Below are 22,683 nucleotides of genomic sequence, written 5' to 3'. Positions count from 1 at the left end.
AGGTGTTTCAATGGAGCATTGTATTGCTGACATCCGATATTGTGAAAAGCTGTTTGACAGTTTCTATGATATAGGCAGTACGGAAAATGGCGGAGTCACAAGGTTGGGCTATACGGAGCAGGAAGACAGGATGCATGCTGTGCTCACAAAGCTGGGGAGAGAACTGCAGTGCCAGGTTGAAGAGGATGAGGCAGGGAATACATATGTGATGAACAATCAGGACTCGGATTACTATTTGATTGGCTCACATCTGGATTCCGTAATTGAAGGCGGAAGGTATGACGGGGTGGCGGGAATCATTGCAGGGCTTATGGTTATGAAATGGGCCAAAGAAGAAGGAATGAAAGTGCCGATCCGGGTGGGTGCGTTCCGGTGTGAGGAGTCCAGTAATTTTGGCTGCTGCACCATAGGAAGCGGGCTTATCACGAGGGAGATATACAAGCAGGATATCGGGGGGCTGGTTTCCAAAGAAGGGGAAACGCTGGAAGCGATCTTTTGCAGACGGAAGCTGAACCTGCATCCGGCAAAAATCACGGGGATACGCCAATATCTGGAACTGCACATTGAGCAGGGGAAGGTTCTGGAAGAATCGGGGACTACCGTTGGAATTGTTCAGACCATAGCCGGGCCGAGACGGTTTAAGATGTATCTTAGGGGAATGGCAGAGCATTCCGGTGCGACACCTATGTGTATGCGCAATGATGCAATGTGCGCAGCCGCGGAAATCATACTGGAATTAGAGCGGATCGGCAATAAGGAAGCAGTATACCAGTCAGTTGCTACGGTAGGAGTGGTGAATAATCATCCCAACGTGCTGAACGTAATTCCCGGCGAGGTGGAGCTGGGGGTTGATATACGCGGAATTGAAAGCGCCAGTCTTGACCGAATCGAGAAAAGCATGCGGGAGGTGGCGAGACGAATTTGTGAGAAACGTGGAATTGAATATCTGGAGGAAAAGACCAGCGACATTCCCCCTGTTGATATGAGCTCTGAGGTACAGACCGGTTTGGAGCAGGCCGCCAGGCGGCTGGGAATCGGCAGCAGGAAGATTATAAGCGGGGCAGGTCATGATGCCATGTCTTTCGCGGGTATCTGTGATACCGGGATGGTGTTCATCCCCTGTATGAAAGGGGTATCTCATAACCGGGCGGAATTTGCGTCTATCTTTCATATTTGCGATGGGGCAAGGGTAATCTATGAATACCTGAAAGGGGGAGCAGCATGATTCTGATAAAAGACGGCCGTGTAATTGATCCGAAATCAGGTATGGATGAGCCTCTGGATATTATTATCCGTGACGGGATCATTGCGGGCATGGGAAAATTCCAGAAGAGTGATGATTATGACACTGTGATTGACGCAAGAGGAAAGGTTGTTGCTCCAGGACTGATTGATGCCCATGTTCATTTCCGCGATCCGGGTTTTACCTATAAAGAAGACCTGGAAAGCGGAGCCCGTGCTGCGGCAGCGGGAGGATATACTACCGTAGTCTGTATGGCGAATACCAATCCGGTGGTTGACTGCAAAGAGGTCCTTTGGGATTTAAGAAAGAGAGCGGCATCCCTGCCAATCCGGGTGCTCAATGCGGCGGCGGTAACAGTGGGGCTAAAAAGCCAGAGACTGACAGATATGGAAGCGCTTAAGCAGGCTGGAGCAGTGGGCTTTACGGATGATGGAATACCAATCAAAAATGTACAGCTGGTTCTGGAGGCCATGAGGAAGTCGAAACAGCTTGGAGTGCCTTTAAGCTTCCATGAAGAGGACCCGGATCTGGTGGGAAGCCCCGGCATTAACGCAGGGAAGATTGCGCAGGCGATGGGAGTTGAGGGAGCTTCCTCCCTGGCTGAGGAGACATTGATTGCGAGGGACTGTCTTCTGGCCCTTAAGACAGGGGCTATCATCAATATTCAGCACATAAGCAGCAAGGTATCTGTAGAGCTGATTCGGATGATGAAAGGACTGGGAGCAAGGGTATATGCGGAAGTGACCCCGCAGCATTTTTCTCTTAACGAAGAGGCTGTTCTGGAAAAAGGAACCCTGGCAAAGGTGAACCCGCCTTTGAGAACCGAGGAGGATCGATACGCCTTGATTCAAGGCTTAAAGGACGATGTGATTGATATGATTGCCACGGATCATGCGCCTCACAGCAGAGAGGAAAAGGCGAAGGGGATTGAGGAAGCGCCCAGCGGTATGATTGGACTTGAAACTGCATTGGCTTTGGGGATTACCTATCTTGTCAGGAAAGGTCATATGACTCTGCCGCATCTGCTGGAGAAGATGACGGTGAAACCAGCAGAGCTGTACCAGCTGGACGGTGGAAGCTTAAAAGTTGGAGCCAGGGCAGACTTAATTGTGTTTGATGAACGGGAAAAATGGGTGGCAGAACGGTTTCATTCAAAATCAGAAAATTCCCCATTTATTGGAGCTGAGCTGGTTGGAAAGATAAAATATACCATATGCAGCGGACAGGTGGTGTATATGGATGAGGAGGAAAACCATGAACCATAAATTAATTGGAGGTATCTTTGCGGTACTGTATCTTTTGTGTGTGATACCATTCCCCTTTACAAAGGGGGCGCCGGTATACTTATTTGGGTGGCTGCCTTCATCACTGGCATACTGGTGGATATTAATGGTTGTGAACCTGCTGTTTGTTTTATGGGTTTGTAAATGCTTTGTAGATTCCAATAAAAGGAAGGGGGAAGAGGAAGAATGAATACAGGACAAATCAGTCTTGGAATCATACTGGCTTATCTGTGTTTCATGCTGGCTATTACCGTCTTAAATGGCAGAAAGAAAAAACAGAAGAATGCGGAGGGGTTCTTTCTTGCTAACCGCGGCGTCAGCTCCGTGCTTCTTCCACTGACCATGATTGCGGCCATGCAGAGCACATTCGCTTTTTTAGGAGCGCCGGGAATGTACTATACACATGGAATATCTTATATTTCCATTGTTTTAAGTCAGGTATGGGTTGCCCTCATGGTAGTTTATTTTGGAAACAAGATTCGTAAACTGGCAAACAAAAATGGCTACATGTCTCTGGGAGATTATCTACAGGACCGGTTTGACAGTAAGTATTTAAAGGTGCTGGCATCCTGCATCTCCGTTCTTATGACCATGGTGTTTTTAGCTATGCAATATGTGGGAAATGCCAGAGCAATGAATATAGTGAGCGGGGATGCGATTTCCTACCCGGCGGCTATTCTGATATCGGTAGTCTTTTCTCTGCTATATGTACTGATTGGAGGAGCTGGTGGTGTGGTATTGCTGGATGCCGTGCAGGCAGTGATCCTCCTGGTGGGAATTGTAGTAGCTGCATGGATTGCCATTGCGCCTGTGGGAGGTATACAGGCTCTATTCACCCAGATCATTGACAAGATGCCGGAATTGCTTTCAAGGCCGGGGCCACAGGGAACATATACGGATAAATACTGGATTATGCAGTTTATTGTACTGCCTTTTGGAATCTGGTTCTGCCCTCATATATGGATGAAATCTTTGATGGCAAAGGATGAAGACGCTTTGGCAAAATCAGCCATCAGTATTCCGGTATCCCAGATACTGATTTATGGCTTTGCCACTCTGTTCATCGGCCTTGCAGGACATTTGCTGTTACAGCCCCAACAGGTGGGGGCGGCTGATAATGTTCTGCCTCTGCTTATGACTACCCGATCCAAATGGTTTATTGCAGCCCTGGTTATGGCAGCGGCCATAGCAGCCGGTATTTCCACCATCAATGCCATGCTGCTGGTATCTTCCCAGATTGTTTCCCAGGATTTGATTCTGATTAACGGAAAGGGCAGGATATCAGAAAAGAAAAATATGATTTTATCCAGAACGATTGTATTCACCATTGCGGCAATCTGTGGAATTATGGCGCTTAACCCGCCGGAGACCCTGGTTCAGATTGTTCAGGACGTAGCGTATACAGGATTGGCTCAGCTGGCGCCGGCATTCCTGCTTGGTATGTACTGGAAAGGCTGTACAAAAACAGGAGCTGCCTGTGGTATGACGGCTGGAATCGCAATTCTGTTCGGAACAAGAATCATGAATGTAGCGCCTCTTGGATGGCCGGGATTCATGTGGGGATTTTTCACCAATATCCTGCTGACGGTTTTAGTTTCACTAATGACGAGGCAAAGAAAACTTTGCGTTGAATAAGGAGGACAAGATGTCGGAGATTTTACATAATGAAAGGATTTCAAAGGATTTTTATTTGATGAAAGTAAAGGCTGAAAATACGGCTGCCATGGGGCAGTTCTATATGCTCCGGGCATGGGGAGAATATCCGCTGCTCTCCAGACCAATCAGCGTGTTCGATGCGGATGGACAGACTGTCAGCTTCCTCTATAAGGTAGTGGGAAAAGGCACGGAGATTTTTGCAACGCTTAAGCCTGGTGATGAAATTACTCTGGATGGGCCTCATGGAAACGGATTTCCGGAAGCAAAAGGAACGGTTGCCCTTGTAGGCGGCGGCGTGGGAATTGCACCACTGTATCTTACTGCAAAGAAACTGAAAGAGTTAAATCCCGATACAATCGTGGATATCTATCTTGGATTCAGTGATGAGGCTCTTCTGGTTGACCTCTATGAGAAGGTGGCGGATAAGGTTACTGTAAATATAGGAGGATTTGTCACGGATGATATTGACCCTCTGAAATATGACTGCATCATGACCTGCGGACCGGAAATTATGATGAAGGTTCTGTGTAAGAAATGCAAATCCCTTGGGGTTCAGGCGCCGGTTTATGTATCCATGGAAAACCGTATGGCCTGTGGAATTGGAGCATGTCTGGTGTGTACTTGCAAGACTTCCGCCGGTAATAAGAGAGCGTGCAAAGATGGTCCGGTCATGTTGGGAAGTGAGGTGTTTGGAAATGAGTAAGAGATTAGAAGTGAACTATGCAGGCGTGCATTTTAAGAATCCGGTTGCGCTGGCATCCGGCACCTGTGGATTCGGAAAAGAGATGAGTGAATATTTTGATATTCAGAGATTGGGAGGACTCTGTTCCAAAGGGCTGACATTACATCCGAGAGGCGGCAACGATGGGATCCGTGTCTGGGAGACGCCAAGTGGTGTAATGAACAGCGTAGGGCTTGAAAATCCGGGAGTAAAACATTTCATCGAATGTGATGCCAAGCGGATGAACGCACTTGATTTAGTTAACATAGTAAACCTTGGGGGACATTCTATGGAAGACTACTTAGAGGCAGTGGAACTGCTGAACGGATGTGAGTTGGATCTTCTCGAACTGAATATCTCCTGTCCTAATGTAAAGGCCGGAGGGATGAATTTTGGGGTGAAGACAGAGCTTGCCCGCCAGGTGGTCCGGGAAATCCGGAAGGTATGTAAACATAAGCTTGTAATCAAGCTTTCACCTAACGCAGAGGATATCGTGGCACTGGCCAGGGCCTGTGAGGAAGAGGGCGCGGACGGCGTATCTCTTACCAACACGTTTCTTGCGATGGCGATTGATATCAAACGGGGCAAGCCTGTGTTTGACAATGTGTATGCCGGGCTTTCCGGTCCTGCAATCAAGCCTATCGCCCTGCGCATGGTACACCAGGTTGCACATGCTGTTAAGATTCCGGTTATGGGAATCGGTGGTATTGCAACATGGCAGGATGCAATCGAATTTATTATGGCGGGAGCGACAACACTTCAGGTAGGGGCAGCTTCTTTCATGAATCCATCCATATCCATGGATATCATAGATGGAATGGAAGATTATCTTGAAAAGAATCGTATTTCCAATATTTCAGAAATCAGAGGGATTCTGTGACAGGGAGGGAGAACAAAATGTCAAAAGAGACAGAGTATCGTATCGAACATGATTCTATTGGTGAAAAGCAGATACCAAAGGACGCGTATTATGGGGTGCAGACCCTTCGCGCTGCAGAGAATTTTTTCATCACCGGTCTGAAGATGCATCCGGAGTTTATCAATAGCTTTGCCCAAATCAAAAAGGCGGCGGCCATCACTAATTTTGAGGTGGGGAGACTGGACAAAAAGCGTGCTGACGCCATTGTGCAGGCATGTGATGAAATCATGTCGGGCAAGCTGCATGATGAGTTTATTGTTGACCCCATCCAGGGCGGCGCTGGAACTTCCCTCAATATGAATGCCAATGAGGTGATTGCCAACCGGGCTATCGAAATTCTGGGAGGGGAAAAGGGCGATTATTCCGTGGTGAATCCAAATGATCATGTAAATTATGGGCAGTCCACCAATGATGTGTTCCCCTCCTGTGGAAAGCTTACCACACTGAAGCTGCTTTACAAGGCTCAGGCAGAGCTGGAACGGCTGTACCATGCGCTGATGGAGAAGTCGGAAGAATTTAACCATGTCATTAAGATGGGACGGACTCAGCTCCAGGATGCGGTTCCCATCCGGCTGGGACAGGAGTTCCATGCCTATGCTACAGCCATACGCAGGGATATTAACCGCTTTGACAGGGCCAAGGAGGAGATGAGGCATCTGAATCTGGGCGGGACTGCCATTGGGACCGGATTAAATGCGGATGTAAAGTATTTACAGCGGGTTGTTAAGAATATTTCTTTGATTTCCGGTTTGGAGCTGATTCAGGCATATGACTTAATTGACGCAACCCAGAATCTGGACGGTTATGTAGCCTGTTCAGGAATCGCCAAGTCTTGCGCGGTGAATTTATCTAAGATGTGCAATGATTTAAGGCTTATGTCGTCAGGCCCCAGAACCGGGCTGGGAGAAATTAACCTGCCTGCAAAGCAGAACGGCTCCTCCATTATGCCAGGGAAGGTCAATCCGGTCATTCCGGAGGTGGTGAACCAGGTAGCGTTCCATGTCATTGGCAATGACATGACCGTAGCCATGGCAGCAGAGGCGGGGCAGCTGGAGCTGAACGCATTTGAACCGATCATTTTTTATAAATTGTTCCAGTCGGTTGAGACCATTGCCTGTGCGGTACATACGCTGGTTGACAACTGTATCTCCGGAATTACGGCAAATGAACAGCATTGCAAAGATATGGTGGAAAACAGTGTGGGAATCATCACGGCAATCTGTCCTTATGTGGGTTATGAAAAGGCTGCCAATGTGGCAAAGGAGGCCATTCGGACAGGCAAGTCCGTAAGGGAACTGGTAATCAGGGACAAGCTTCTGACAAAGGAGCAGCTGGACATTATACTGAACCCTGTTTCCATGACGGAACCGGGAATTTCAGGGATTGAAGCGATGAATAAGATGGGAGGGCTTTAAGATGGATTACAGGCTGGAGCATGATTCCATGGGAGAGATTGAAGTTCCGTCCGACCGGTACTGGGGCGCTCAGACACAGCGAAGCTTCCAGAATTTTAAGATAGGTATTGAAAAAATCCCAATGGAGGTCATACGGGCATTCGCAATTCTTAAAAAATCCGCGGCTGTTGCCAATAACCGGCTGGGAAAACTGGATGAACAGCGCCTGAAATCGATCAGCCAGGTATGTGACGAGATTCTGTCCGGGAAACTGGACGATCATTTCCCTCTGTCTGTCTGGCAGACAGGAAGCGGCACCCAATCCAACATGAATGTGAATGAGGTGATTGCTAACCGGGGCAATGAGATTGCAGGTGAGAAGCTTTTACATCCCAACGATCATGTAAACATGTCCCAGAGCTCCAATGACACATTTCCAACAGCTATGCATATAGCGGCGGTAATGGAGGTTCAGGAAAAGCTGCTGCCCTCCATCGATCAGCTTATCAGGACTTTCCTGCGTCTGGAGAAGGAAAATGAAGGGATTATAAAGAGTGGGAGGACCCATCTGCAGGATGCGACTCCCATACAGTTCTCACAGGAGATAAGCGGCTGGAGGAGCATGCTGGAAAAAAACAGAGAAATGGTGGTTTCTTCTCTGACAGGATTAAAGGAGCTTGCCTTAGGAGGCACAGCCGTAGGGACTGGCTTAAATGCCCCTAAAGGATTTGACACGGCGGCGGCAGCGGCAGTGTCTGAGCTGACCGGAATTGATTTTAGGACTGCGGATAATAAGTTCCATTCCCTGACCAGCAAGGACGCGACCGTATTTGCCCACGGCGCGTTAAAGGCCCTGGCGGCCAATATGATGAAAATTGCCAATGATGTGCGCTGGCTGTCCAGCGGGCCACGGTGCGGACTGGGGGAGATTCAGATACCTGAAAATGAGCCAGGCAGTTCCATTATGCCTGGTAAGGTAAATCCCACCCAATGTGAGTCCGTTACTATGGTAGCAGTGCAGGTCATGGGCAATGACTGCGCCATCGGTTTTGCGGCCTCCCAGGGAAATTTTGAACTGAATGTATTCATGCCTGTAATCATTTATAATTTTTTACAGTCCGTGCGTCTGCTGTCTGATTCCCTGCGTTCCTTTGAGCTGCATTGTGCCAGAGGAATCAAGGCAAACCGCAGGAAAATGAATGAGAACCTTAACCGTTCCCTTATGCTGGTGACAGCATTAGCCCCCTATATAGGCTATGATCACGCGGCGCAGACAGCTAAGAAGGCTTATAAAGAGGATATTTCTTTAAAGGAAGCATGTATTTCCCTGGGCTTTCTGACAGGGGAGGAGTTTGACAGGGTATTTCATCCGGAGCAGATGGTTTCATCACAATAGCAGATGATTATACCATGTGGAGGAATACGACATACCAGAAGGGAGAAAAAGATGGACATTAATCAGGAATCATTGAATCTTCACTATAAGCTTCAGGGCAAGATCGAGGTGATATCCCGGAAAAAGATAGAGACAAAGGAAGACTTATCCCTGTTATACACACCGGGAGTTGCACAACCGTGCCGGGAGATTGCCGCAGACTATAATAAGTCCTTTGAGCTTACCAGAAGAAATAACCTGGTAGCTGTCATTACAGATGGAAGCGCAGTCCTGGGACTGGGAGATATCGGTCCGGCGGCAGGCATGCCGGTGATGGAGGGAAAATGCGCTCTGTTTAAGGAGTTTGCTGATGTAGATGCATTTCCCATCTGTATTAATTCAAAGGATGTAGATACCATTGTGCAGACCATTTATCTGATTTCACAGAGCTTTGGCGGAATCAATCTTGAAGATATAGCCGCGCCCAGATGCTTTGAAGTAGAAAAGCGGTTAAAGGAATTGTGTGATATTCCGGTGTTCCATGATGATCAGCATGGAACAGCCATTGTGGCTGCCGCTGCTATGCTGAATGCCCTGAAAATAACCGGGAAGGAAATGGGGCAGATGCGGATTGTGGTTAATGGAGCCGGCGCAGCAGGCATTGCGATTGGAAAGCTGTTAATCAGTATGGGATTCGGCAATATCATCATGTGCGATATCAACGGGATTATCTGCGAGGGGGATGCGGGACTGAATCCGGGGCAGGAGGAGATTTCTCATGTAAGCAACAGGAATAAGGAGCATGGAAGCCTGGCAGATGCAATGAAAGGGGCGGATGCATTTGTAGGCGTTTCGCGACCCGGCCTGGTAACAAAGGAAATGGTAGGTACTATGAATAAGGGAATCGTCTTTGCTATGGCTAATCCTGTGCCGGAAATCATGCCGGAGGAGGCGCTAAAGGGAGGCGCGGCAGTGGTAGGCACCGGTCGCTCGGATTTTCCGAACCAGATTAACAATGTGCTTGTATTTCCGGGAATTTTCAAAGGCGCGCTGTCTGTCAGAGCAAGGGAGATTACAGAGGCGATGAAGCGTGAGGCTGCTTATGCAATCGCAAAAATGATACCGGAGGAAGAGTTGAGAGCTGATTATATCATTCCCTCGCCCCTTAACAGGCAGGTGGCAGATGTGGTGGCCAGGGCCGTGGCGGAAACAGCGAAGAGGGAAGGAATAGCAAGGTCTGCGCTATTGACAATTTCTTTATAGAGCGGTGCTGGAAACGGCCCACGCATTGAGGCAGCATGGGCGCCCAGCAGGGCGGTGGCGGCCATATCAGGTTATCAGCGCCTTTCGCACGCGCCGCTACGCCACCCGCGCTTCTTTGTTTTGCGGATGACCAAAACGCATTTCACGGCCTCATCCTCCGGCATTATATCACGAATACTGATACAGGAGCCGCCGGTTTTCCGATAGATGCACCACGAATACTGGTGTTTGTATCCTGTGCAGGATGGCCCTCTTCCTTTACCTCGTTACAGTTCACAGGTCAATGTCATTTAGTTAACGCTTTGCAATATTATGGTTAGATTCTTAATGAAGGGTGTCTAACCATATTTTTCCCTTTTTTCATAAAAACAGTTGACATACACCACAAAATGTGCGGCCGCTCTCGCTACTGATTGACTTTAATAGGTAGCGAGAGCGGCCCTTGGATTAGAATCATAAATTCATTCTAATTCAAGGAGGTACACACAATGTTCCATCAAAAAATTAAACAATGCTTTTCCCATTCCGTCCATCTTGTTTCATCCGTAATCTCCGAATTTACCTATTCGGACACCGATCTGACAAGGAACAGGAAGTTCCCCGCCGATAAGCTTATCACTTTCCTTGTTTCCCAAGGCTCCTCCAGCACAAAAAATGAATTGCTGGACTTCTTCGACATGGATCCACAGTCGCCAACTGCTTCGGCACTCAACCAGCAACGCGCAAAGCTTAGCCCGGATGCCCTGGAAGCTGTATTTCGGCATTTTAACCATTTTGCTTCCTTTTATGACCAAAAAAAGCTACGCTACCGCTTTCTTGCTGCAGATGGCTCCACCTTTACCTTTTTCAGTAAACCTGCTTTCGCCCCAGAAGAGTATCATGTCTCTGATGGACATTCAATAAAGGGCTTTTACAGTATGCATCTGAATGCTTTTTACGACTTACAGAAGCACACTTATTCCGATGCGCTGATCCAGCCGATCCATCAGAAAGATGAATTTAGTGCTTTCTGTGAAATGGTCGACCGCCACGATTTACTGACTGGTACAAAAGATGTTTTTATCGGTGACAGAGGCTATTGTTCTTACAACAACATGGTACATGTGAAGGAAAAAGGCCAGTATTTTTTATTTCGCACCAAAGATATCCATTCCAAAGGACTTGTTGGAAATTTTGAGTTTCCAGATGCAGACTCCTTTGATATTCAGGTGAATGTAACTCTGGTCCGCAGTCATAAAAAGAAGATATCGATTAAAGAAGGTTATTACAAACGCTTTGTGGATGCGGCTGCATCGTTTGATTACGTTGCATATGGTTCCTTGGATACCTACGATTTATCTTTTAGAATCGTACGGTTTCCGATATCGGATGATTCTTATGAATGCATCGTCACTAATCTGCCTTCAGATGAATTCCCGTCGGAACAAATAAAACTTCTATACTATGCCAGATGGGCCATTGAGGGGTCTTTCCGTAAGCTGAAATATACGGTCGGATTGAGTAACTTCCATGCCTACAAACATAGAAAAGGGAAACACGAAATATGAATACAAAGTAAATTTCAGTATGGCTGCTCATATTTGTAGAGTCTTTCTCCGTCCGAACACAGGGAAAGACTCCATAGATGTGATGTCCCTGCTGACAAAAGAGCTGATTCCGATACGGAATGATCGACAGTATCCACGACTCCAAACGGCACACTTCCGAAAACCTCGATATTTTATCGAGCAGCATAAGTAACAGTTTCATCAATATCTATAATACCCTTTTTGAAGCAGATGTAAATCTGTTTGTTTGCCTTGCGGTAAAATATTTACAAAACTACTTCTGATAAATAATCCCTATATCCTTCTCTTCAATCTATCCGTTTGGAACGTCAGATCTCTATTTTAAAAAAACATTCTTTCTTTTACAAAAAGTTAACTAAATGACATTGACCTGTGAACTGTAACTTTACCTCACCGTTTTAAAATAATTGGAAAGCGCATCCTTGACACGGTATATATCATAGTATATACTAAGGATATAAAGGAGGTGTCTCACTATGATGACTGCAAAATTATTCGAAAATGGCCGGAGCCAGGCTGTAAGGCTGCCAAAGGAATACCGCTTCCAGGGGGATGAGGTCATGGTCAATAAAATAGGCGACGTGGTCCTCTTAATGCCGAAAGGGGATAAATGGTCCGGATTCCTAAGCGCTTTGAACCTGTTTTCCGATGATTTCATGGAAGAAGGACGTGGAGAGACGGCCGGGCAGGAGCGGGAAGAACTATGAAATATATGATGGATACGAATATCTGCATTTATGCCATTAAAAACAAACCGGAATCAGTAATCAGAAAAATCCTGTCACAGAATCCCGAAGACCTGTGCATTTCTGTGGTGACTTATGCAGAACTCATGCATGGCGTGGAGAAAAGCCAGGCTGTAGAAAAGAACCGCATTGCGATGTCGCTGTTTCTCTCCGCAATTACAGTTTTGGATTTTGATGGCGAGGCAGCGGAAGTCTATGGACAGATAAGAGCGGAACTGGAGAGGAAAGGTACGCCAATCGGTCCCATGGACCTGTTAATCGCAGGGCACGCTAGGTCACAAGGCCTGATACTTGTGACAAACAATACCAGGGAGTTTGCCCGCGTCACGGGGCTGCGGATAGAAGACTGGACATAATTTCCCGGCAATTCATCCCTAATATCCGTCTACCGCCTCACATAATTTCTACGACACATATAGAAAAACGAGCAAAGGAAGGATATAAAATGGATATTAAACAATTTAAGAAAGGGCAGAGCGCCTATATGCTCAAGGAAAACCACGTATATAGCAAACCGCCTGATAGCCATGACAAAACTCCAAATATTTAGTATTTATGCGGGTTTGTGAGGCATGGCAAACCTCTTTATCACTCCAAATTTATAGAAACAACCAGCTCCCTTTGATATAATGAAGTTGTCAAAATCAATTCACACAAAAGGAGCTGATTGTTATCTACCGTTAAGAAATTTTGAAAGACATCCGTCTTTTTACCTCTCAGCCTGTTGCCAAATTTTATGACTCGTTATTCCTCCGGCTTGATTTATCTTTTGTTCAGGAGTTCCCTCATACGGGAAGAAAAGGCTTTTCTAATCATGCCATGATTTGTTCCTTCATTGTTATGAAATGTGAAGGTTTTTCCATGGTTTCCGACCTTGTCGATTATCTGAACAACAACCTTCTCATTGCTCATTACTGCGGTTTTGATATATCCCGTCCACTGCCTTCCTATTGGACTTTTGACCGCTTCCTTAAAAACTTTGACAATGGCCTGCTTCCCATTTGCGGCTTTCTGGCGGGCGGCGGCACGTCAAGATATATATATATGGAGTTTTTTAAGAACCTCCCCGGAGCGGGGGAGCGGTCAGCCTGTGACCTGCTCCACCTCCGGGATGGGTTTGAGATTGAAATGAATTTCGATAGAAATTTGTCTTGTTTTGTCGCTGTCTATGGTTTCATGGACAACGATTTCTTTAATCAGGCGGTTTAGGGTGGCTGCGTCCAGCTCCTTCCGGCTTTCCTCCACCTTCGCCTTTAACTCTGCCTGTTCCTTCTGCGTCTTTTCCATCAGCAGATTGAAGTTCGCTTCGCTGATGCGTCCGTCAACCGTGTCCTCATACAGCCGCAAAACCGTCTTTTCCAGAACGTCAATCCGTTCCCCGTCTTTCGCAAGGGAACGCTCCAACGCTTCCCGCTGGCCTTTCTGCTCGGCTTCGCAAGTGTCGGACAGCTTACCGGCAACGGCTTCCCCGTCTATCAGGGCGGCTCTGGCGCACTCCCGGATTTTGTTCAGCACAAAGCGGTAAAGGGTTTCGTATTCAATGCGGTGCTGTGTGCAATGGTTCTTGCCGTAGGCGTTGTACGTCTTACAGGAATAAATCTGCTTCGGGTGTTTGTCGTTGGTGTAGCGGATAGTCAAGGATTTCCCGCACTCGCCGCATTTTAACAGCCCCGCAAACAGGCTGCATTCCCCGGTCTGCCTTGGACGCTGCCGGGATTTCAGCTTGCGCCCTAGGGTGTCAAAACTCTTGCGGTCGATAAGCGGCTCATGCTGGTTTTCCACAACAATCCATTCCTCCGGCTTCTTTTCCCGATAGTGCCGATTTTGAAGCGGTATTCCTTCTTTTGGGAAGCGATTGCGCCGGTGTAGACGGGATTCAGTCTGTCTGGCGGTTGGGTTATTTTATACTTTTTTAATTTTCTGTTGTTTTGGTTGTCAAAGGGGAGAAAAGCCCGCAGTTACGGGATTTTCCCCGGCAACTGGCTCGGCAACGGGATAGCAACGGGGGCGGCAACGGACTGTGGTTTCGTCCATCGGATAGCAGTATATTTCGCATGAACCGGCTTGTTTGCTTCAAAGTTCCCGATATGGAAAAGCAGCCGGTCAATCTCTTTTGCACGTTTTTCCATCGGTCTGATTTCCTCACGGATGGAAACAGCCTGTGCGCTGGTTTCATCCAGATAGGCGTCAAGGCTCTCCACGGTGGAAATCTCTTTCTGCCGCAGGAAGTCAAGGGCTTCCATAACCTTGTTGAAATCCCCAACAGTTCCTTTTAACTTCCCTTTGGAAGTCCAGCCGGTGCGTTCCTCGCTCCGCATATCCAGATACCGGGAAAGAAGTTCCGGGATGGTCGGTTCCTTGGCCTGTTTCCGGCAGCGCCGCCTTTTTCTTCAGGTCAGACAGACAGCTCTTTAGGTTCCGTACCATCTGCCGGATAGACTGCATAAGTCCATTAGCAGCTTTGATGTCCCGGTTCAGGTTGCCGATGTTGGTCTGTATGCCTTGTTTCTCCAACTGGCTGACCGCAGGCCCCATGTGAACGGTGGGGATTTTATCAATCCCCTGTCGGGCAAAGGAACGAAGGTCAAGGCGTTCCGGGCTGCCGATGGCTTCCAGATAGCGGTTGGTTGTGTCCGCCCATCCCTGCCGCCAGATTTCCCCGTACTTCTGGGCGTTCCAGTCCACGGTGTCCTCCTTGTGGCTTTTCCATCTGCCTGACGCAAGCCGGATACGCTCGCCGTTCTCATCAAGGTCGTACACCTTCCGGCTCTTGGGGAGCCACTTGCTCTGTTCGTCCATCGCCCGCATAGTAAGCAGGATATGGGCGTGTGGGTTCCCGTCCACCTTGTCATGGATGGCAAAATCGGCAAGCATGCCTTTGGAAACGAAAAACTCCCGGCAGTAGTCCCGGATAAGGTCGGCGTACTGTTCCTTAGGGAGTTCCCTCGGAATGGCAAGCACGAACCTCCGGGCAAGTTGGGAGTTCCATTGTTTCTCTATGGCTTCGGCGGCGTTCCACAAGGTATTGCGGTCGGCGTACTCTGGCGGGGCATGGGGCGGCAGCATGATTTCAGTGTGGACAATCTCGCTTTTATGGGAATGGTATTTCTGCTTCTGGTCGTATTCGGAGAACAGCCGTTCCCCGCTTTGGTAGGCGGCGGAAGCAACGGCTGACTGGCGTTTGCTTCGCTGAATGATTTTCACATCAAAGTGTGGGCATTGCAAGAAAAAAACCTCCTTTCTCCCGGCATTGGGGCAAAGAAAAAGCAGGAAACCGTTTTTCTGATTTCCTGCTCGGTGGTGCCGCCGGTGGGCGGCTGGTATTCAGTTTTGAAAGTTCGGGGCAAGATGGCCCGATGATGGACAACTCGATAAACTGGGATTGAACAAAATCGCTGCGCGATGGCCTGCCAAGGCTGTGGCATAGCGATTTTCTGTTTTCTATAACAAAACAGTGGAAAGCAAGTCCTAAAAGTAGTATTGTTAAGTCACCACAACCAAACAATCAAACAGGATCGACCTTCCCACTGCCTATGAAAAGAATACCACCCTTCCGCTTGGTTGGCAAGCGGTTTTATGACCCAAATGCACCTCCATATAAAGCAGTGTTTTTGATGACTACTGATTTTATATGGAGGATTTTATTATGTATGAAAAATATTTAGAACAGCTTGAGGAAGCCGGAAAAATCCGTAACCTCAAAGAACGTTCCATCAACTGTTATAAAAACTATGTCTCTTACTTTCTGAAATATCAGGGCAAGTGTCCTGAAGAACTTACCTGTCAGGATGTCAGGACTTTTCTGCTTGCAAAAAAAGAAGAAGGATTAAAAGCCACAACTCTGAACCTTTATAATTCAGCTATCCGTTTTTTCTATCGGAATGTCCTGCATATCCTTTGGGATGATATCACAGTTCCACGTATGATCCAAGAACACAGGCTTCCGACTGTACTGACTGCTGATGAAATTGACCGTTTGTTAGACGCTGTTGACGATATCAAATATAAGGCTATGCTTGCAGTCATGTATTCTTCCGGCATGCGGGTTTCTGAAGTAATTCATCTTCATTATGATGACATTTCCCGCTCAAATATGCAGATCCATGTCCGGGATACGAAGAACAGGATGGACCGCTATACCATTCTGTCTAAGCGTTGTCTGGATATCCTTACACAATACTGGTTTGAAAAAGGACGTCCACGTGGCATCCTGTTTCCTAATAAATTTACCGGCAATTACCTGACAGTCAGTACTCTGGAGCAAGTAATGCGGCGGGCAGTAGCTGATGCTGAACTTCCAAAGGAAGCGTCCCCGCACTGTCTCCGCCATAGCTTTGCAACTCATCTGATGGAGCAGGGCGTAGAACGGCAAAATATTCAGGCACTGCTTGGGCACCGTGACCCAAAATCCACGGAAGTTTATCTTCATGTCAGCAACAAATCTATCATGGGAATCCAAAGCCCCTTTGACAGGAAAGAAGGTGCTGATTATGAATAAGCCCACCGTCCAGGATATTTTCCGGTGTTTTTATCCGGCATACCTCGAAAAGTATTTCCCTTCTCCGGAACAGACAAAAGTTGCCCGGAACATCCTGAACTGCAAAACGGGAGCTTATGGTGCAAACGTCAGCGTATGTGAAGACTGTGGTGCAGTTCATATCCACTACAACTCCTGCCGTAATCGTTGCTGTCCCATGTGTCAGGCTGTTCCAAAGGAAATGTGGATGGATGCACGCAGGGAGGATGTGCTTGATGCACCTTATTTCCACCTGGTGTTTACAGTTCCTGATATTCTGAACCCAGTCATTTACAATAATCAGAAACTGTTATATGACACCCTGTATCATGCGGCTTCTGCTACAATCCGTGAACTGACTGCTGACTCAAAGCACCTTGGCGCTTCTGTTGGTTACATCTGCATCCTGCATACATGGGGAACTGAAATGAACTTTCATCCACATATCCATACAATACTGCTTGGCGGTGGTCTGACACCGAAAAACGAGTGGAAAGACAATGGTACGGGGTTTTTTCTTCCCATATGGGCTATCTCTAAAGTCTTCCGCGGGAAATATATGGATGAGCTGAAAAATCTCTGGAATACAGATCAGCTTGAGTTCCATGGAAGTGCAGAAAAATATCGTAATCATTATGCTTTCAAAGAGCTGATGGATTCCTGTTATGATACAGAATGGATTCCTTGCTGCAAGAAAACTTTTAACGGTGCACAGTCTGTGATTGATTACCTTGGAAAATATACCCATAGGATTGCCATCAGCAATCACCGTATCATCCGTATGGACGATGAAAATGTTACTTTTTCTGTCAAGGATTACCGGAATAAAGGACAATGGAAAGAACTGACACTTTCCGGTGTTGAATTTATACGGCGTTTTCTGATGCATGTACCACCCAAACGTTTTGTCAGGATTCGGCATTACGGACTTCTTTGTACCCGCAGCAAACACAGGAAGCTCACTTTATGCCGGAATCTCCTTGGATGCCAAAAGTATCTTTCGAAGCTCCGGAATAAGGAGATGCCGGAAATACTGAAACAGCTTTATGGGATAAACATTTGTGTATGTAAATCCTGCGGTGGTCATCTTGGAAAACCACAGCTTCGAATACCACAAAGATGTTAAAATCTTATTCTTTCATACGTTTTCTGAAGCCTCAAAGTTTGAGGTTTTGTTGTCGTACCTATTTATCTGGAAACACTTGATTTCTGTAGCTTCTGCATGGGAAATCCTGTATAATCATGGGTAAGAAAAAAGATTGAAAGTCCATAAGCAACAGCTACCCAGACGCTCACTTTGTTCAATTAGGTCAAATCGAAAATGGTGTAAACGAAGGGGCAGTTCACTGGAATGCCAAAACTGCTTTTTCGTTTACCCCATCATCGATTCTAACCTAAAGAATTTATCGCTGACACTATTATACAGCTTTAACTTGCTAAATGGAATACGCTTTCTGAAAGATTTTCGGGCGGCAAAGCCACAATGGGGTAGCTGGCGAAGCCAGCGCAGGGGAAGGGCAGCTTCCCCTGTGATGATTGGAACAGATTGAAAATCTGCGGAAATCATCTGCTGTCCGCAGGACGCCCCCGGCAGGGCGCAATGCACCACTTCCCTAAGTGGTGTATAATTGCGCCCTATCCGAGTTCTGGGATAGGGCGCATTATCCGAGATTTTCAATTATCCGAGGAAATTCATAAAAAGTCCCATTCGTAAAGGCTTTTAAGAAGATTTCCTCGGATAATGTTTTACCCGCATGGTACATTAAAGTCATCAAACAAAAAGGAGGCTTTAACCATAACCATGAATCAACAGACAAATGAAAACACACCTACACTGTGCAGGTATCAGGAACTGAATCCGGAGATGGATGCTTTCCTGAGAACGTATCTTGAAGATGGGTGGCGCAGGGGGCTTCGGGAAAGCTCTATCCATCTGCATGATAAGATTGGGCACTACTTCTTATCCGCCATGGCTGAAACAGGCTGTATGAAACCGCAGGAAATGAATGCCCGGAATATAGGGACTGCCTGCCTGACCATCAGTAGCAAGTGGTATCTTTCACACATCCGGACATTCCTCCGGTATGCTTACCAGTCCGGCTATACCGACAGGGATTACAGCGGTATCGTCCCTCGGTTTAAAAGGCCGCAGCCATACCCCTCGGTTTACACCACAGAGGAAATCCTGAAAATTGAGAGCAGCATAAACCAGGATTCTCCACATGGGAAGCGTGATTATGCAGCCCTGCTCCTTGCGACACGGCTGGGGATCCGGAGCGGTGATATTTCATCCATGACACTTGAATGTCTGTACTTTGACAGGAACCTGATTCGGATTACACAGCATAAAACCGGAATCGCCATGGAATTTCCCATGGTTCCCGATGTAAAAACCGCATTGGAGCGGTATCTGCGGGAAGAACGTGCCGGTCATGGCAGTCCATATGTGTTCCTCCGCATTGTCCCTCCATACAGCCATATCTCCGTGCAGGCAATCACTAAGATTGTAAGGACTGCCATAGCGGCAGCCGGGATTGACCCGGACGGGCGCAAACAGGGAGCACATGCTTTTCGTTCATCCCTTGCAAGCTCCATGGTCAATGACAACATCCCTTATGAAGCAGTAAGAAAAACCCTTGGGCATACAGACCAGAACGCCATCCGCTCCTATGCCAGACTTGATCTGGAACAGCTCCGTGGGTATGCACTCCCGGTCATGGAGGCGACGGGCATCTTTGCCGCATTCCTGGAGGGGAGGTGGGGCCTGTCATGAAAGAATTTCAATCCATTTTCAAAAATGAGCTTGCAGAATATATTGAAATCAGCCAAGGGACAATCAGCAAGGATACCTTGCGGAATACGCACAGAGTATTGCTTTCATTCGATTCACTGCTGGCAGGAGAAAATGCCAAAGAGATATCGGAAACGTTTATCAACCAATGGATCAGGGCGCTCCATCAGGCAAACGCCCCAAAAACGGTCAGCGACAAGGTGAGTTATCTCCGCAAATTCCTGCGGTATCTCCGGTATGAGGGATACTGTGTTTTCATGCCTGACTGCCCCAAAACATCAGACAGCTATGTCCCGTACATCTTTTCAGACGATGAGATACAGACGCTTCTGGAAGGTGCTGACAAATGGGCTGACAGGCATCCAGACCCGAAAACCCGCCAGACGGACATGGAGTTCTGTATGCTGCTGCGGATGCTCCTTGGGTGCGGGTTCCGGTTGGGCGAGCCGCTTGCCGCCAAAGTAAAGGATGTGAATTTCCATGCCGGGACCATCCTGATCCGCCATGCAAAAAATGACAAGCAGCGTGCCGTCCCGATGGACCAGACCCTGACGCAGATTCTGGAAAGGTACTGCATTGCAATGGGCATCAGGACAGACCCGGAAAGCTACCTGTTCCCGGCATCCAGAAACGAGGGGGCTGCCGTCAGCAAAGGGACTTTTGATTTACGGTTCAGGAACCTTTTGCGGGAAACCGGCCTGTATGTACCTGGGAAACCCCATTCCAGAGGCCAGTGCCTCCACTGCTTCCGCCATTATTTCGCCATTCATTCCTTTGCGCGGGCTGAGAAGAATGGGCGTCCGGCAGACGATTCCGTGCCATTTTTATCTGTCTATCTTGGGCACCATGACATGGACGAGACGGAGAAATACCTGAAATTCAGCGGGGACATGTTCCCTGAATATTCGGGGCTGTTTGAGGAGTATGCCGTCGGCGTATTCACGGAGGTGGCCTGTGAGGAAAAATAAACTCCCTGAATTCATGCTTCTCCTGGAGCAGTTTTTTACGGAATACATGCCGCTCTCATCAGGGCTTTCCCAGAACACCGTCAGGTCATACAAACATTCTTTCCGGCTTCTGTTCCAGTATGTTTACCAGACGAAAAAGAAAGAGGCTGGTGAGATCCGGTTCCGGGATCTGGATTTTGAGACAGTTGATGGGTTCCTGAAATGGATTGAGACAGAACGGGGCTGCTCCGTGTCTACAAGGAACCTCCGGCTGTCGGCACTTTCCTCTTTTGCCGCTTATGCACAGAACAGAAATTTTGAAGCTGCGACGGTGTTTGCCAACGCAGTCAGGAGAATTCCTGCAAAAAAGCAATCCGTACAGCCAAGGATTGCCTTTTACCTTGATGAGGTGTCAGCCCTGCTCCGGCTCCCTGATCCCGAAAAACGTCTGGGACTGCGTGACCAGGTTCTTTTAAACCTGATGTATGCCAGCGGTGCGAGGGCGCAGGAAATCTGCGACCTGAAAGTCAGGGACTTTTTTGTGGAGAAAAACCTTTATAAGCTGACGGTCACAGGAAAAGGGAACAAGGCACGCCGGATTGTGCTTGCCAAACCCAGTGGAATTCTCCTGAAACGGTATCTGGAGGAAACAGGCCATGCCGGACAGTTGGAAGCCTATATCTTTTCCAGCCAGACACATCCACAGATGACTATTTCCTGCATTGAGGAGATTTACAAAAAATATATCGCCATCGCAAGGGCAGAGCATCCGGGAATGTTTTTGGAGAAAAGCTATACCCCGCATACCATGAGGCACACAACCGCCACACATATGTTAGAGGCCGGTGTTCCGATTGTGGCAATCAAAAATTTCCTCGGACATTCCTCGATTTCCACAACGGAACGGTACGCTGAACTTTCACAGGGAGCAGTGAACAGGCATATCCGGGATTGGAACGAGAAATGGTTTTCCCATCAAAAGGAAACTCATGCTAATCAGAAAAAGGAGAATCCGTTGCCCGACTTCCTGAAATAGCGCTTACATTATCCGAGGAAATCTTCTTGAAAGCCTTTACGAATGGGACTTTTTATGAATTTCCTCGGATAATTGAAAATCTCGGATAATGCGCCCTCTTTCAGAGGGGTAGTTCCACGGGCTGCGGCTCTGGAAGCAATCATGGCCGTTCCCGGCCTGCGTCCTGTCCTCCAAAATAGCCGTTTCCGGCGAACACTTTTTCCATAAGCTGACGGGTACTGTCCTGATGGAACAGCAGCTTCAATCCGGGTAAGCGCCTTTGCCTGATGGATAAGGCGTTTTTCCTCTTGCTCCGTCCAACGCAGCTTTTTCTCCGTTTTCTCTATCTCCTGAAAGAGTAAGAAAAAAGGAATGACGCTGCAGCAGAAGCAAAGGTTTACAGGCTGGCTTTTTCTGGCTCCAGGGGTTCTGCTGATTGTGGTCTTAAGTTTTGTACCTGCCATTCAGGCACTTTTGATATCGTTTAAAACAGGGACGGGAACCAACATGAGATGGTGCGGGTTTGGCAACTATATCAGGATCTTTCAGGATCAGGTGTTTATCCAGTCCATCAAGAACTGTTTTTTATATCTGATTATCCAGGTTCCTATTATGCTGGTTCTTGGAATGGCTTTTGCCTCCCTGTTAAATAATCCGAAACTGCGGTTTATAGGATTTTTCAGAACAGCCATTTTCCTGCCTTGTGCCACATCCCTGGTAGCATATGCCATTATATTCCGATCCCTGTTTGCCAATGACGGGTTTGTGAACATGGTGCTGGTAAAGCAGGGAATTTTGGAGACCGGTTATAACTTTTTGTCTCACCCCGCCAGCGCCAGGATTGTGATTATTATTGCGCTGATTTGGCGGTGGACCGGGTACAATATGGTGTTTTATCTTGCCGGGCTTCAGAACATTGAGTATTCTGTTTATGAAGCGGCCAAGATTGACGGAGCCAACATGTTTCAGACATTTTTTAAGATTAACGCGCCTCTGTTAAAGCCTACCATACTTCTGACTTTAATTACTTCCACCAATGGTACGCTTCAGCTGTTTGACGAGTCGGTGAATCTGACCATGGGAGGACCGGCTAATGCCAGCATTACCATGTCTCATTACATTTTTAACAGAGCTTTTCAGGGCGTTCCAAACTTTGGTTATACATCGGCAATGTCTTTTGTGATACTGATTATGGTGGCATTTCTTGCCTTGGTTCAAATGAAAGCAGGTGACGGCCGTGACTAAA

General features: G+C 47.5%; 19 protein-coding genes and 3 pseudogenes. 20 read left to right on the top strand and 2 right to left on the bottom strand.

Going from position 1 to position 22,683, the window contains the following annotated elements; translation table 11 throughout:
• Positions 1 to 10 precede the first annotated feature (10 nt).
• The 13 genes and pseudogenes from LA360_RS04320 to LA360_RS32095 all read left to right on the top strand — a co-directional run.
• Positions 11 to 1,225 (top strand): hydantoinase/carbamoylase family amidase, encoded by a 1,215-nt coding sequence (locus LA360_RS04320; protein WP_002595002.1) that lies wholly within the window; start codon positions 11 to 13, stop codon positions 1,223 to 1,225.
• On the top strand, positions 1,222 to 2,508 hold the full coding sequence (locus LA360_RS04315; RefSeq protein ID WP_112482661.1) for a dihydroorotase: 1,287 nt from the start codon (positions 1,222 to 1,224) through the stop codon (positions 2,506 to 2,508). Before LA360_RS04320 ends, LA360_RS04315 begins: the two co-directional genes overlap by 4 nt.
• On the top strand, positions 2,498 to 2,716 hold the full coding sequence (locus LA360_RS04310) for a hypothetical protein (RefSeq protein ID WP_022201006.1): 219 nt from the start codon (positions 2,498 to 2,500) through the stop codon (positions 2,714 to 2,716). The genes LA360_RS04315 and LA360_RS04310 overlap by 11 nt, the downstream gene beginning before the upstream one ends.
• On the top strand, positions 2,713 to 4,161 hold the full coding sequence (locus tag LA360_RS04305; protein ID WP_022201007.1) for a sodium:solute symporter family protein: 1,449 nt from the start codon (positions 2,713 to 2,715) through the stop codon (positions 4,159 to 4,161). Before LA360_RS04310 ends, LA360_RS04305 begins: the two co-directional genes overlap by 4 nt.
• A gap of 10 nt (positions 4,162 to 4,171) precedes the next feature.
• Positions 4,172 to 4,885 (top strand): dihydroorotate dehydrogenase electron transfer subunit, encoded by a 714-nt coding sequence (locus LA360_RS04300; protein WP_022201008.1) that lies wholly within the window; start codon positions 4,172 to 4,174, stop codon positions 4,883 to 4,885.
• Positions 4,878 to 5,783 carry a dihydroorotate dehydrogenase gene (locus LA360_RS04295; protein WP_022201009.1) on the top strand — a complete coding sequence of 302 codons (906 nt, stop codon included), beginning with the start codon at positions 4,878 to 4,880 and terminating at the stop codon, positions 5,781 to 5,783. Before LA360_RS04300 ends, LA360_RS04295 begins: the two co-directional genes overlap by 8 nt.
• 17 nt (positions 5,784 to 5,800) lie before the next feature.
• The gene (gene aspA, locus LA360_RS04290; protein WP_002585256.1) at positions 5,801 to 7,237 is read left to right on the top strand and encodes an aspartate ammonia-lyase; all 1,437 of its coding nucleotides are present in this window, start codon (positions 5,801 to 5,803) and stop codon (positions 7,235 to 7,237) included.
• Between the two features lies 1 nt (position 7,238).
• Positions 7,239 to 8,612, top strand: a complete 1,374-nt coding sequence (gene fumC, locus LA360_RS04285; protein WP_002585255.1) for a class II fumarate hydratase — start codon at positions 7,239 to 7,241, stop codon at positions 8,610 to 8,612.
• 51 nt (positions 8,613 to 8,663) lie between these two features.
• The gene (locus LA360_RS04280; RefSeq protein ID WP_022201010.1) at positions 8,664 to 9,854 is read left to right on the top strand and encodes an NAD(P)-dependent malic enzyme; all 1,191 of its coding nucleotides are present in this window, start codon (positions 8,664 to 8,666) and stop codon (positions 9,852 to 9,854) included.
• Between the two features lie 488 nt (positions 9,855 to 10,342).
• Positions 10,343 to 11,401, top strand: coding sequence for an IS4 family transposase (locus tag LA360_RS04275; protein ID WP_225537305.1), 1,059 nt, complete (start codon positions 10,343 to 10,345; stop codon positions 11,399 to 11,401).
• A gap of 497 nt (positions 11,402 to 11,898) precedes the next feature.
• Entirely contained in the window at positions 11,899 to 12,129 is a 231-nt protein-coding gene (gene vapB / locus LA360_RS04270; RefSeq protein ID WP_022200261.1) for a type II toxin-antitoxin system antitoxin VapB, read from the top strand.
• Complete coding sequence (vapC, locus tag LA360_RS04265) at positions 12,126 to 12,524, top strand: type II toxin-antitoxin system tRNA(fMet)-specific endonuclease VapC (RefSeq protein WP_022200262.1); 399 nt, start codon at positions 12,126 to 12,128, stop codon at positions 12,522 to 12,524. Before vapB ends, vapC begins: the two co-directional genes overlap by 4 nt.
• A 334-nt stretch (positions 12,525 to 12,858) precedes the next feature.
• Positions 12,859 to 13,083, top strand: a pseudogene (locus tag LA360_RS32095) (transposase); the annotation flags it as partial.
• Between the two features lie 168 nt (positions 13,084 to 13,251).
• On the opposite strand, the pseudogene LA360_RS04250 reads toward LA360_RS32095, so the two are convergent.
• Both LA360_RS04250 and mobQ read right to left on the bottom strand, forming a co-directional pair.
• Positions 13,252 to 14,048 (bottom strand): annotated as a pseudogene (locus tag LA360_RS04250) (recombinase zinc beta ribbon domain-containing protein); the annotation flags it as partial.
• Between the two features lie 144 nt (positions 14,049 to 14,192).
• Positions 14,193 to 15,393 (bottom strand): annotated as a pseudogene (mobQ, locus tag LA360_RS04245) (MobQ family relaxase); the annotation flags it as partial.
• On the opposite strand from mobQ, the gene LA360_RS04240 reads away from it, so the two are divergent.
• The 7 genes from LA360_RS04240 (at position 15,381) to LA360_RS04210 (ending at position 22,682) form a co-directional block, all read left to right on the top strand.
• A complete protein-coding gene (locus tag LA360_RS04240; RefSeq protein ID WP_160116358.1) occupies positions 15,381 to 15,554 on the top strand; it encodes a hypothetical protein in 174 nt (57 codons plus the stop codon). The pseudogene mobQ and the gene LA360_RS04240 overlap by 13 nt on opposite strands.
• 260 nt (positions 15,555 to 15,814) lie before the next feature.
• On the top strand, positions 15,815 to 16,666 hold the full coding sequence (locus LA360_RS04235; protein WP_112482659.1) for a tyrosine-type recombinase/integrase: 852 nt from the start codon (positions 15,815 to 15,817) through the stop codon (positions 16,664 to 16,666).
• Positions 16,659 to 17,810, top strand: coding sequence for an IS91 family transposase (locus tag LA360_RS04230; RefSeq protein WP_057573010.1), 1,152 nt, complete (start codon positions 16,659 to 16,661; stop codon positions 17,808 to 17,810). Before LA360_RS04235 ends, LA360_RS04230 begins: the two co-directional genes overlap by 8 nt.
• A gap of 675 nt (positions 17,811 to 18,485) precedes the next feature.
• Positions 18,486 to 19,457: a tyrosine-type recombinase/integrase gene (locus LA360_RS04225; RefSeq protein WP_057572796.1), complete on the top strand. Its 972-nt coding sequence runs from the start codon at positions 18,486 to 18,488 to the stop codon at positions 19,455 to 19,457.
• Complete coding sequence (locus LA360_RS04220) at positions 19,454 to 20,443, top strand: tyrosine-type recombinase/integrase (RefSeq protein ID WP_057572797.1); 990 nt, start codon at positions 19,454 to 19,456, stop codon at positions 20,441 to 20,443. The genes LA360_RS04225 and LA360_RS04220 overlap by 4 nt, the downstream gene beginning before the upstream one ends.
• Positions 20,430 to 21,458, top strand: a complete 1,029-nt coding sequence (locus tag LA360_RS04215) for a tyrosine-type recombinase/integrase (RefSeq protein WP_112481459.1) — start codon at positions 20,430 to 20,432, stop codon at positions 21,456 to 21,458. Before LA360_RS04220 ends, LA360_RS04215 begins: the two co-directional genes overlap by 14 nt.
• 351 nt (positions 21,459 to 21,809) lie before the next feature.
• Positions 21,810 to 22,682 (top strand): carbohydrate ABC transporter permease, encoded by an 873-nt coding sequence (locus tag LA360_RS04210; RefSeq protein ID WP_022200574.1) that lies wholly within the window; start codon positions 21,810 to 21,812, stop codon positions 22,680 to 22,682.
• Position 22,683 lies beyond the last annotated feature (1 nt).

Origin of the sequence: Enterocloster clostridioformis (assembly GCF_020297485.1) — a bacterium.
GTDB lineage: Bacteria > Bacillota > Clostridia > Lachnospirales > Lachnospiraceae > Enterocloster > Enterocloster clostridioformis.
The sequence above is the reverse complement of the archived record's forward strand: the minus strand, read 5'-3'. Positions and strand labels throughout refer to the sequence as shown.

Bases quoted from the DNA above. Each gene is read 5' to 3' on its own strand.
- fumC (WP_002585255.1), top strand. From the start codon at position 7,239: ATGGATTACAGGCTGGAGCATGATTCCATGGGAGAGATTGAAGTTCCG.
- vapC (WP_022200262.1), top strand. From the start codon at position 12,126: ATGAAATATATGATGGATACGAATATCTGCATTTATGCCATTAAAAAC.
- LA360_RS04315 (WP_112482661.1), top strand. From the start codon at position 1,222: ATGATTCTGATAAAAGACGGCCGTGTAATTGATCCGAAATCAGGTATG.
- LA360_RS04305 (WP_022201007.1), top strand. From the start codon at position 2,713: ATGAATACAGGACAAATCAGTCTTGGAATCATACTGGCTTATCTGTGT.
- LA360_RS04280 (WP_022201010.1), top strand. From the start codon at position 8,664: ATGGACATTAATCAGGAATCATTGAATCTTCACTATAAGCTTCAGGGC.
- LA360_RS04320 (WP_002595002.1), top strand. From the start codon at position 11: ATGGAGCATTGTATTGCTGACATCCGATATTGTGAAAAGCTGTTTGAC.
- LA360_RS04210 (WP_022200574.1), top strand. From the start codon at position 21,810: ATGACGCTGCAGCAGAAGCAAAGGTTTACAGGCTGGCTTTTTCTGGCT.
- LA360_RS04310 (WP_022201006.1), top strand. From the start codon at position 2,498: ATGAACCATAAATTAATTGGAGGTATCTTTGCGGTACTGTATCTTTTG.
- LA360_RS04220 (WP_057572797.1), top strand. From the start codon at position 19,454: ATGAAAGAATTTCAATCCATTTTCAAAAATGAGCTTGCAGAATATATT.
- LA360_RS04235 (WP_112482659.1), top strand. From the start codon at position 15,815: ATGTATGAAAAATATTTAGAACAGCTTGAGGAAGCCGGAAAAATCCGT.
- LA360_RS04230 (WP_057573010.1), top strand. From the start codon at position 16,659: ATGAATAAGCCCACCGTCCAGGATATTTTCCGGTGTTTTTATCCGGCA.
- vapB (WP_022200261.1), top strand. From the start codon at position 11,899: ATGATGACTGCAAAATTATTCGAAAATGGCCGGAGCCAGGCTGTAAGG.
- aspA (WP_002585256.1), top strand. From the start codon at position 5,801: ATGTCAAAAGAGACAGAGTATCGTATCGAACATGATTCTATTGGTGAA.
- LA360_RS04300 (WP_022201008.1), top strand. From the start codon at position 4,172: ATGTCGGAGATTTTACATAATGAAAGGATTTCAAAGGATTTTTATTTG.
- LA360_RS04275 (WP_225537305.1), top strand. From the start codon at position 10,343: ATGTTCCATCAAAAAATTAAACAATGCTTTTCCCATTCCGTCCATCTT.
- LA360_RS04225 (WP_057572796.1), top strand. From the start codon at position 18,486: ATGAATCAACAGACAAATGAAAACACACCTACACTGTGCAGGTATCAG.
- LA360_RS04295 (WP_022201009.1), top strand. From the start codon at position 4,878: ATGAGTAAGAGATTAGAAGTGAACTATGCAGGCGTGCATTTTAAGAAT.